Source organism: Streptomyces sp. CB01881, from assembly GCF_002953255.1.
In the GTDB taxonomy this organism is placed as follows: Bacteria; Actinomycetota; Actinomycetes; order Streptomycetales; family Streptomycetaceae; genus Kitasatospora.
This window is the reverse complement of record NZ_CP026498.1, coordinates 972,306-982,243: the sequence shown is the minus strand read 5'-3', so window position 1 is coordinate 982,243 and position 9,938 is coordinate 972,306. Positions and strand designations below refer to the sequence as shown.

General features: G+C 69.7%; 10 protein-coding genes and 2 pseudogenes. 8 read left to right on the top strand and 4 right to left on the bottom strand.

What is annotated here, in order from left to right; all coding sequences use genetic code 11:
* Window positions 1-209: 209 nt before the first annotated feature.
* Window positions 210-365: a hypothetical protein gene (locus C2142_RS04515; RefSeq protein WP_153882754.1), complete on the bottom strand. Its 156-nt coding sequence runs from the start codon at window positions 363-365 to the stop codon at window positions 210-212.
* A 1,158-nt stretch (window positions 366-1,523) separates the two neighbouring features.
* On the opposite strand from C2142_RS04515, the gene C2142_RS04510 reads away from it, so the two are divergent.
* Window positions 1,524-1,712, top strand: coding sequence for a hypothetical protein (locus C2142_RS04510; protein ID WP_148641186.1), 189 nt, complete (start codon window positions 1,524-1,526; stop codon window positions 1,710-1,712).
* A gap of 206 nt (window positions 1,713-1,918) precedes the next feature.
* Here C2142_RS04510 and C2142_RS39300 read toward each other — a convergent pair.
* The 3 genes and pseudogenes from C2142_RS39300 to C2142_RS04500 all read right to left on the bottom strand — a co-directional run.
* Window positions 1,919-2,188 (bottom strand): annotated as a pseudogene (locus C2142_RS39300) (GNAT family N-acetyltransferase); the annotation flags it as partial.
* Window positions 2,189-2,272: 84 nt separating this feature from the next.
* The gene (locus C2142_RS04505; RefSeq protein WP_167346444.1) at window positions 2,273-2,434 is read right to left on the bottom strand and encodes a hypothetical protein; all 162 of its coding nucleotides are present in this window, start codon (window positions 2,432-2,434) and stop codon (window positions 2,273-2,275) included.
* A gap of 458 nt (window positions 2,435-2,892) precedes the next feature.
* Window positions 2,893-3,768, bottom strand: a complete 876-nt coding sequence (locus C2142_RS04500) for an IS5 family transposase (RefSeq protein ID WP_148641185.1) — start codon at window positions 3,766-3,768, stop codon at window positions 2,893-2,895.
* Between the two features lie 224 nt (window positions 3,769-3,992).
* Between C2142_RS04500 and C2142_RS04495 the strand changes: the two are divergent.
* The 7 genes and pseudogenes from C2142_RS04495 to C2142_RS39295 form a co-directional block, all read left to right on the top strand.
* Window positions 3,993-4,259: pseudogene (locus C2142_RS04495) on the top strand (muconolactone Delta-isomerase family protein); the annotation flags it as partial.
* Window positions 4,260-4,328: 69 nt separating this feature from the next.
* Window positions 4,329-4,673, top strand: a complete 345-nt coding sequence (locus C2142_RS04490) for a nuclear transport factor 2 family protein (RefSeq protein ID WP_148642182.1) — start codon at window positions 4,329-4,331, stop codon at window positions 4,671-4,673.
* 1,890 nt (window positions 4,674-6,563) lie between these two features.
* Window positions 6,564-7,196 (top strand): hypothetical protein, encoded by a 633-nt coding sequence (locus tag C2142_RS04485; RefSeq protein ID WP_148641184.1) that lies wholly within the window; start codon window positions 6,564-6,566, stop codon window positions 7,194-7,196.
* Window positions 7,197-7,484: 288 nt separating this feature from the next.
* Window positions 7,485-7,796 carry a DUF6191 domain-containing protein gene (locus C2142_RS04480; RefSeq protein ID WP_148641183.1) on the top strand — a complete coding sequence of 104 codons (312 nt, stop codon included), beginning with the start codon at window positions 7,485-7,487 and terminating at the stop codon, window positions 7,794-7,796.
* A complete protein-coding gene (locus C2142_RS04475) occupies window positions 7,793-8,305 on the top strand; it encodes a DUF3995 domain-containing protein (RefSeq protein WP_148641182.1) in 513 nt (170 codons plus the stop codon). Before C2142_RS04480 ends, C2142_RS04475 begins: the two co-directional genes overlap by 4 nt.
* 327 nt (window positions 8,306-8,632) lie before the next feature.
* The gene (locus tag C2142_RS04470; RefSeq protein ID WP_148641181.1) at window positions 8,633-8,998 is read left to right on the top strand and encodes a hypothetical protein; all 366 of its coding nucleotides are present in this window, start codon (window positions 8,633-8,635) and stop codon (window positions 8,996-8,998) included.
* A gap of 469 nt (window positions 8,999-9,467) precedes the next feature.
* A partial coding sequence (locus tag C2142_RS39295) for a transposase (RefSeq protein ID WP_241002376.1) occupies window positions 9,468-9,938 on the top strand: 471 nt, incomplete at its 3' end.

The following is a 9,938-nucleotide window of genomic DNA, read 5'->3' as shown; positions in this document are numbered from 1 at the left end:
TCCTCCGGCACCGCCTGCTCGCATCCGACCAGCGACTTCAATACCGTGGTGAACCGCACGCCGTTCTCCCTGCGCGACCGATCTCGGGCCTCAACACCTCAAGATCTGCACAGGGGACGGCGTGTGCTGTGTCAGGCGCTCCGCACCGACCCACAGATGGAGCAGAAGAGCCTCAAAAGGGCCATCGCCGAGGGTCGAGAGGCGCAGGCTCAGTGCCAGCCGCAGGAGCCCGTGCAGTCGGACCGGCCGGGCGGGGCGTCGTTCGCGGTCGCCCCCCAGAGCATCAGGGCGAGCACGATCACCGCCAGCACCACGGCCATCACCGTTCCCGGTACGTCGCGTCCGCCGTTCGGTCCGTCGGCCACCGTGACCACCTCCCCGCCGTCCTTCCATGAGAGGGGCTGTGGGGGTGTGCGGTCAAGGGGCGGTCAGGCGGAGAGCCGGCGTTCGAGCGGGGTGCGGAACCGGGAGGTGACCCGGCGGGGCGAGAAGAGCCTGACGATCTTCGTCGGGATGACGCGCACGAGGCGGGAAGGGCTGGCGGGGCTTCGGGTGGCCGGGAAGTCGGCGCGTGATGCGGACGGACATGCGGCCCGCCTGCCATTTGGTGCAGGTGGCCGAGGATTCTTCCCTTCGGCTGTCGCGGGGACGAGACCCGCTGCCCACCCAGCCAGGCCGCCCCGGGCGCCGCCACGCCGCGCGCTGCGCCGTGCGACAGGCCCAGGCTGTTCGGTCGGGGGGCCGGCTGGGGGTTCGGTCCGGGGTTCGGTTCGGCGCCCGGCTCTGGTCCCGTTTGCCCGGCTGTTTGCGCTGGTCGGGGGTGCCGAGACAGCGTTCTCACCATGCCGACTTGCCTTCCTGGGCCCCTGCCTGGTTGTGGTGGGGGTGGGCGGGGCGTTGGTCGGTGTGTCCGGTCGCTGCGCTGTGCCTTCTTCTTCGCGTCCGGCTGGTGCCGGCCGCTCGTGGGGTCGGGTTGGGGTGTGAGGCGGGACGCGTCAGCTGCTCCGCTCGGGCAGTCAGCGTGACGGGCCGAAGTCCCGGGCGTAGCCCCGGGTGGTGAGTCAGTGGTTCCGTCGGCTGCGCAGGCCGCTTTGAGCCGGCGGCGGAGGTCTTCGGGCGGGTAGGTGTTGAACTGGACCCAGTCGCCGTCTCCGGTCGCGGGGGCGGGTAGCGCATCCCGTCAATGGCGGCGCGGGCACCGGCGGGTTCAGGCCCGGGGCCAGGACGTCGTGGACGTCGCGCGCGTTCGTCCTCATCCGCCGGCTCTGGCCGGGCTGAGGATGCCCCGTCGGCCGGGGCGTGCGGGCGGCCCCGGAAGGCCGCCAGGACGCTCCCGCAGGACCGGGCCGGCGTTGTTCCTCGGACACGGCGGGAACAGGTAGGCAGAGACGGCCCTGGACGCGCCGGAGGTCCGGGCGGCAAGGCGGTTCGGGTCCGGCTTCGAGGCGGACCTGCGGCTCGGCCGCCGTGACTTCGCCGGCCGGAAGGCCGACAGTGAGGTATGGGGGTTTCCACTGAGCGAGATGATCATCGTGGAGTACCGCAGGAGCGAAGTCGTTGCCATCCTGGAAAGGGCCGGGTATCGGGAAGAAGCAGAGGAAGCGCTGCGCGTGCTGCCCGACCCGGTCGACCTGGACCGCCTCGCGGCATGGGGCCAGGAACACGGAATCACCAGGGACGGACTCATCAGTCGGCTGGGCGGCAGTTCCTGAGCTACGAGTCGACCAGAACGGCCTGCCCTCGTCGAGAGCAGGCCTGGCGACCGTGGCTCTCGGACCCAAGCGTCGATCTACAGCCGGCAGGCCCGGCGGGCTCGCGGGCTTCAGGGCGGCACAGGCCGTTGGCTCACTAGGGCGTGTATCGAAAGCACGGACAGGCCGGAGGGGGTGATGTCCCGGTCCGGCCCGTCCGCTCTCTGCTAAAGGTCGAGCTGATACTGGTGTGTCGTGTGCGTGGGTGTGTAGCCGAGACCGTCGTGGACCCGTCGCATGTGCGCGTTGCTGTCGGCGGTGTCGGTCAGGAGGTCACCGAGGTCCGGATAGTCCCTGTGGGCCTGTCGGATCGACTCGGCCTTCATCCATCGGCCGAGGCCGTGACCTCGGTGCTCGGGCAGCACCCCCGTGCCGTAGTGCTGGCCGTCACCTGTGCCGTTGCCGGGGATGACGAGTTCGGTGAAGGCGGCGATCGAGCTGCAGAGTTGAGCTCGGCCACCTCTTGACTGACCCCTGACCTGACGGCGAAACGCCGCGGCTTGCCGGGGCGTTTCCTCAGTTCAGCGCAAGCCGTCTGTGTCGTCGTGCTCTTCGCCGACTGGGAGTGGCCGACGGTCCTCCACCGGGTCATCGCTGTAGATGACCGCGGAGACCGCGCTGTCGTAGGCATCGTCGAGGCCGTTACCGCTTGCGCCGAGTATGTTCTCCCAGTCAATTCCCATACCTACGAGCCTACCCGTAGTGTTCGAGGAACCGAGCGATGTGGGCGTTGAGCTCGTCCGCCTGGGCAAAGATCGCAGCTTCCTCTCCTGGAAGGTGGGCGGCGCGGCCAGCCTCGTCATCGGGCTAGGTGTTCTGCCTCGGGAGGTTGTGGACGGCTGGGCAGTTGAGTCCTATGGGTCGGTACAGTCGCGTGCATGCTAAAGCCAGTGCTGCGTGTAGTTGAAGCGGGCGGTCGTACCGTGGACGATCCAACCGAGGAGGTTCTGCACGACCTGCTGTTACCAGGTCGAGTACCGCGAAGGCAGTGCAGACAAGCACTACCAGGCCCACGTTCCAAGGCTCCATGAAGTGTTCGGCCCAGAAGAGTCGACCGCCAAGGTGATGATGGACTGGGCTCACGATCGACAGGGCTGGCGGGAGGCGTTGCCGTGGACCCCGATGCCTTTTCAGTGAAGGATTACAGCCACTCGTTGATCGCCGCGACCAGGACTGTCGCTTCGTAGCGGACAGCGAGCTTGTCGTACCGCGTGGCGACAGCGCGGTTCCTCTTGAGGCGGTTGATCCCACACTCGACCGCGTGGCGCTCGCGGTAGTCGGCCGGGTCGAAGCGCGGCGGCCGGCCGCCGCGGGAACCGAGCCTTCGGCGGTTGCGGGCCTGGTCGGCCTTGTCCGGGATGGTGCAGCGAATCCCGCGGCGGCGCAGGTAGCCGCGGTTCCTGCGGGAGGCGTACGCCTTGTCGGCCCGCACGCGGTTGGGGCGGACGCGTGGCCGTCCCGGACCGATGCGGGGCACGCGGACCTTGTCCAACACGGGTTCGAACTGCGGCGAGTCGCCGCGCTGCCCGGCCGTGATCACGATCGACATGGGTTTCTGACCCTGCTCGACGGCCAGGTGCAACTTGGTGGTGAACCCGCCGCGTGAGCGACCCAGTCCGTGATCCTCGGGTTCGGTGAACACACCGCCTGGCGGTTCCTTCTGCAGGTCACCCTGCCTGCGGGCCCCAGCCGCATGCTGATGAGCACGACAGACCGTGGAGTCGACGCTCAGGTCCCACGTGATCCTCCCCTTCGCGTCGGCCAAGGACTGCAGCCGGGTGAAGACCTGATGCCAGGTGCCGTTCCGCTGCCACCGGCGGAACAAGTCGTAGACCCGGCCCCACGGCCCGTACTCGACGGGCACGTCCCGCCACGGAACCCCTGTACGGACACGGAACCGTATGCCGTCGATCAGCTGCCGCCGAGGCCAGACAGGTGGCCGGCCCGCCTTCGTGCTCTTCGGCAACAACGGCTCCAGCACCGCCCATTGCTCGTCCGTGAGATCTCCCCGACCCATGAACCGTGATCATCCACAGCACCAGATCCACTTTCGACACACAGCCTAGGCGAAGGCCTCCAGGGCGGCGGGGTGGTACTCGCGAGGCAGGGTGCCGAGCTGACGAGGCCGTCTGGGGCTTGCTCGTCAGGACCGCCCGATCTGGCTGAAGCAGACTGGGTAGAGGCGCGTCGGCCAACCGCACGGCGGGCTCCCGTACGGCCGGCTCCCCGGAAGAGGTGATCATGGAATTCCTCGTCACGATGACCACCCACGTCCCGGACGGGACCCCGGAGCAGGCTGTCGAGGACATCCGCGCCCGCGAGGCCGCACGGGCGCGTGAGCTCGCGACGCAGGGACACCTGCTCCGCCTGTGGCGCCCTCCCCTGCGACCGGGCGAGTGGCGCACCCTCGGGCTCTTCGCCGCCGCCGACGGCGGCCGGCTCGAGGAAGTCCTGGCCTCCATGCCGCTGCGCATCTGGCGCACCGACGAGGTCACCCCGCTCTCGCCCCACCCGAGCGACCCCGACCACGCCGGCGGCGCCACGACTCCGACGAGCAGCACAGCGGACAATGAGAAGATCCTTCGTGGAGTCCTCGACGAGTGGAAGGCGGCCGTCGATGCGCACCAGCCCGAGCGGGCCGCCTCCTGCTTCGCCGAGGACGCGATCTTCCAGGGCCTCCATCCGTACACCGTCGGTCGCCGCGGCATCGCCGACTACTACGGCTCCCAGCCGATCGGGATGACCGCCGACTACCGGATCCTCGAAACCAGGCAGCTGGTCGACGGTGTGGTGCTCGGCTACACGAGTGTCGACTTCTCGTTCACCGACCGGCCGACGCTCACGGTGAACCTGAGCCTGGTGGTCAAGCAGGCGGCCGACCGCTGGTACATCAGCCACTACCAGGTATCCAAGCTCGGTTGACGGCGGCCCGCCAGGTCGCCGCCACGCTCGCCCTCTCAGGGGATTCCGATCCTGGCCACCTGCACCACGTGGCCTGCATCGATTGCGGCGACGTTCCCGAGCAGGAGAGCACCTGGGAGTACGGACGCCAGGGACAGGTCGAGTGGACCCGCCGCCCCGGCGTCCGCTGCTGGCCCTGCCACCAGGACCGCGAGGACCGCCGGGAACGGGAGGCCGAAGAGCAGCCGGAGGCCGCCCGGGCGGCGAACGCCGTGCTGCGCCCGTGCTGGACGTGCCGGGGCTCGATCGGGGGGAAGGAGGACTCGAAGCTGGAGCTGCGGGAGAAGGCCCGGCCGGACCGGCTGGAGTGCCCCGACTGCGTACAGGCCCGCGCCGCAAAGGACTTGGGCCCGCTGGTGCTGCCGGTCCCGACCAAGCGCGAGCTGGTGGCCGCGCTGGTCTCCATCGGACGATCCGTGGTGGGAGGACCGCGTGCTGCACGCGAAGCTCTACCCGGCGAGGAGCCGTCGGGTGTGACCTGTTGGTCGGTGGGGGCGTGGAATGGCCGCTCATACTGTATTGTCTGGACCTTTGGTTGGACCTGTATGGGTGTCCTGTCAGGTCGGCGGCCGGGCTGGTTTGGTGACTGTATGTAGTGGTCGATGAGGTCGGGGGTCGGGTCGGCTCGCTTGAGGGCCGATCGGGCGTTATGGGCCTGTATTCGAGGCTGAATTCCGCCGGACATTTCGTTTGGGTTGTTTTGGCGGATTGGCCACCGATGATGGCGTGAATTCTGGCTGGAATTGCGGGGGCGAGGGTGGCGGTAGGGCCGGTGTTCGGTTTCGTCCTGGGTGGAGCTGCCGGGCCCCGGGTCGTCCGGGCCGGGGCCGTGCCCGGCCCCGCCTCGCTGCGCCGGTCTGGTTGGTGCTGGGCCGCCGTCCAGGGTCGGACCCGCCGTCCCCGGTAGCGGTGTCCGTCGTCGGGGTGGTGGTGGGGGCCGGTGTGGTCCGGGCCGGCCGTCGCCGTGCCCGTCGCCGGGTAGTGGCCGCCCCGTCCCGTTGCGCCGGGCCGGGCCGTGTCTCCCGCGGCGGGGTTGTGCCTTCGTCGTCGTGGCCTCCGGTTTCGGTCACTTCGGTCACTGGTACTGGCTCTGACCTGCGAGGAAATCAGGTGACCAAGGGCTGGGACCGCTCGTCGGGCACGGGGGCGACGGGGCGGGCACGGCCCCACGGAGTCGTCCGGAGCAGCGCTCCACGACGGCCGCGCGGAGTCGTCGCCGTGGTCTGGGCCGCTGGCCGTGCCGCGCGTCGTCCCCCCTGGCCGCCGCCGTTCCCGTTCGACGTCCTTGGCGCCCGCCCGGCTCGCCGCTCACCCGGAGGCCGCAGGCCTCGGTGCCGGCCCTCGGCCACCCGCCTCGCCGTCCTTCGGCCGTCGTCCTGGTTGCCGCCCGTCGTCTCGCCGTCCCGGGCGTCCGTCGTCCCGCTGCGCTGCTGTCCTTGCCGGGCGGCTGGGTGGCCGTCAGGCCGCCGTGGAGGCTGCTCTGGTGGCCCTGGTGGTGCTCCGGGAGGCCGTCCCGGCGCTGTCCTGGTGGGGGGTTGGACCGCAGCCTGTCGCGGGGGTTGTCGCGACCCCTGTCGCGTGGGGTGCTGTCGCGCCCTGTGACCTGCGCGGATACCTGCGTTCCTCCGTGCGTGGTCGGGGCCGGACAGCCGGGTGCGACAGGGGCCCTGGACGCGGTCGCCGGGTGGGCGTGGACCGTACAGCAGCGTGCCGGACACCTGCGGCTCCGATGACCGATCCATCCTGACTGAGCATCTTTCATGCCGATATGGCGATGAGGTGCAGAAAGTTATCCACAGGTGAATCGGGGTCGGATCGGGTCATGGCCCGAACGAGAGGATCTGACACCAAATGACCGCTATCAACGGAATCGCGCAGCACGAACGCCCCGAGGACACGACCGACTGGGACTTCCACAACCAGGACCACGTGGACTACCCACTGGCGGAGCGGTGCGAGGAACTCTTCGACCTGGTCCCCGCCGGGCGCCTGGACCAGACGGTGCCCGCGACCGTGTGCGACCCGCTGGCGCTGCTCGTGCTGGGCCAGGCATACGGGCCCGAGTGCGCGGTCACCCTGGCGGTGGAGCACTGGCTCGCCCTGCACATCCACGCCGACCCGGACTTGAGGGACCGGTTCGCCTGGGGCGCGGAGTACACCATGGACCGCGTGGACCAGCAGAACAACTCGCTGCTCACCCGGCCGTCGTTCGCCGGACCCGTCGGCGCAAGGCTGGCGATGGCCGCGAGCGGGGTGATGGTGTGCGGCTGCTGGGTCCGCTTCGAGGCGGTCGCCCCCACCGGCGAGCCCTACTCGCACACGCGCCGGTGGATCCGCGATGACCCGTCGTTCGGCGCGTGCGTGGGGGAGGGCTTCGCGGAGCGACTGAAGACCTGCGAGGACTGCCTGGCGTTCTGCGCGGGCCCGGTGGCCTACGTCGACTGCCCGTCGTGCGCCGGCTGGAGGGACGCGGCCATCGGGTGAGTGTGGTCGCCGTGCGGCCGGTTCGCCGGCTCTACGCTGCCTGTCCTGTGACGCGGAGTTGGACTGATTGCCATCGAAGTTGGACCGCTGCCGGGTCGAGTGCCGATGTGTCTGGGCGCGCGGTCCACGGACGGGCCGCCGGCTGGCGTTGAGGGACTTCCCGCTGGGCACGTCCGAGGGGAACGACATTGACCCTTGCGCCGTTTTCCGACCGTCAGCTGTGTTGAGGCGATGGGGGCATCTGTGGCGGTGTGGGCCACGTCGTTTCCGGCGTTGGTGTGTCTCCTGGTGCTGTTCGCGCTGGCGGAGAGTGTGTGGCGGTGGTTCACGGGGCTGGGCTTGCTGCCGTGGGTTCGCAGGCGCACGGGCCGGTCGTTGTCGAGCGTGGCGTTCGATGAGTTGACGGCGACCGTGAACGGGAACAAGACGGCGGAGTTGGAGCAGCGGCGGGTGGAGCGGCTGCGGCGGGACGACGAGAGCGACGGTGCGCCGCCCCGCTCCAGCGTCGACTTGGCCCACGGCACGGCGTTCATCGTGTTGCCACAGGAGGCGGCCGGCCCGCGCGCCGGCGGGCGCGAGGCCCGGGCGGTTCAGCGGTGAACCGCGAGCAGGAGGGAGCAGGCGGTTCCGCACGGTCCACGCTGTGGGGGCGTATCGCGTGCGGGTGGGCGGTCGCCTTCGCGGGATTGCACTTCTATTGGGGCCTCGGCGGTGATGTGGGGTTGAGTGTCTCCGCCGGTCCGCTGGCCACCACGCGGCCGCTATGGTTCGTCGTCGCCGGCCTGTGGGGCGTGGGTGGGCTCTGCCTCCTCGGCGCCGTGCTCGCATGGCTGCTCACCCGTTCTGATCTTCGGAGGACGCCCGCAGCGCTGGCGAGAGGGCTGGGGTGGAGTGTCAGCGCCGTCCTGCTGGCACGTGGCATTGGCATCGAAGTGATACTGCTGACCGGCACCGCGCACGTGGGGGCCTCCGTGAGCGAACAGCAGCGGGTCTGGACGCTGGCCTTGTGGAACCCCTGGTTCATCGCCGGAGGACTGGCCTTCGGCCTCGCCACCCTTCGCGCCAGCAGGCATACCGACGCAGCACCGCTACCCGTGGCCAGCCCGTGATTACTCCGCGCTCACTCCACGATCCAACTTCGCAGTCCAGGTGCAACGTCAGACGACACTGCCGGTCCGCCATCGCACCGCGCCGCGTGAGCGCCGATGCCGGAGGCTGTCGCGGGGGGCTGTCGCGACCCCCTGTCGCGTTGGGTGCTGTCGCGCCCTGTGACCTGCGCGGATAGGCGCTTACCCCCGTACGAGGTCCGGGCGCGACAGCACCCCACGACAGCCACCATCGGCGGCGGGATCGACTCGCTGCTGCGCGGGCTGGTGGCTGACCGAGTGGGCCAAATCCGCCTGGAGCAGGCTGTGTTGTCTGACAGGATCGATGGCGTGAGCGAGAATCTGGGCCAGCGCCCCCCGATGTTGTTCGTGATCAACGACCGGCTGTGGATCGGCCCCCACCCGATCGACGGCATCCAGTGCGTTGCCCGGACGCGGTCCAACACGCGGTGCAAGAACTGGGTCGAGACCAGCCAGGTCGGGCGCTGGGAGCAATTGGTCAGCAGGCACGGGCTCATCAGCGTCTACGCGGTGGGCCGTGACGACCGGTGGCTCGCCCAGCACTGCGTGCGGCACGACTCGCCGGACACGGTGGACCACGAGCTCCCGGACTGGGAAGCGTTCAGCGAGGACAACCCCAAGAACACCGCACGGTTCGTGCGGCCCCTCCCCGACATCTGGGAGGCCATCGGCTGAGGGTCAGCGTGGCCGCCGCGCCGCACGCTGACCGCCATCCGCAACATGGGGTGCAACGCGGGTTCCGCGTTGCACCCCTGACCTGGGCATTCACCTTTTCCGAAGGGCGGCCGGGCCGCGTTGCAGCGGGTTGCGCCCCTGCGCCCCGGCCGGGCGGAAGGGACTGAGCTACGCCCAGCGCATCCCGAGTTCGGTGAGACGCTCCTGTGGCGGGTGGGTGGTTCGCTGGTGGGCCTTGTCGGCGGCCTGGGGGTTGATGAGTTGGTTGAGAAGGGCTGGGTAGCGGTGGGGCTGTTTTCGGGGTCGGGGTCGGTTCCGATGGTGTTGCCAGCCGGGTTCCTTAGCTTTTTGTTTAACCTTGCTGGTCACCCGACCTGCTGATCTGCGGTTCTTCCCGGGACAGCGGAGGCGGCCGTTCTCCACGCTTCGAGATGTCGAGTCACGAAGCCCAAGAGAACGGCCGCTGCATATGAGTCTCCCCCTTGACCCGCCCACGAGCGACGCATTGGGCATCTTGTCCCGCTTTCGGGTTCAGTTCTACGACTGCCTGTACGCCCGCGCGGACGCGCTCTTCGAGCTGACGGACGCGGTGCTGTGCACGGACGGACCAGTGAAAACGCTGGTGGAGCTCTCGCTCGCGGCCGAGCACCGGCGCGGGCACGGCGCCCTGTACCAGGCGCTGGACCGGGGATGGCTGGAGCCGACGCGGCTGCGCCGCACCCTGACAGGCCTGCCGCTGCCACGGCTCGCGGACGGGAGAATCGCGCTGGCCGTAGACGTCTCCAACTGGCTGCGGCCCGATGCCCCGACAAGCGGCGAGCGCCTGTTCTGCCACGTCTACGGCCGCGGTCGAAGCGCCGACCAGTTCGTCCCCGGCTGGCCGTACTCCTTCGTTGCCGCCCTGGAGTCCGGGCGCACGTCGTGGGTCGGACTGCTGGAC

Excerpts from the sequence above, each read along its gene's own strand:
- C2142_RS04510 (WP_148641186.1), top strand. The coding sequence starts at position 1,524 with ATGATCATCGTGGAGTACCGCAGGAGCGAAGTCGTTGCCATCCTGGAA.
- C2142_RS04505 (WP_167346444.1), bottom strand. The coding sequence starts at position 2,434 with ATGGGAATTGACTGGGAGAACATACTCGGCGCAAGCGGTAACGGCCTC.
- C2142_RS04500 (WP_148641185.1), bottom strand. The coding sequence starts at position 3,768 with ATGGGTCGGGGAGATCTCACGGACGAGCAATGGGCGGTGCTGGAGCCG.
- C2142_RS04485 (WP_148641184.1), top strand. The coding sequence starts at position 6,564 with ATGACCGCTATCAACGGAATCGCGCAGCACGAACGCCCCGAGGACACG.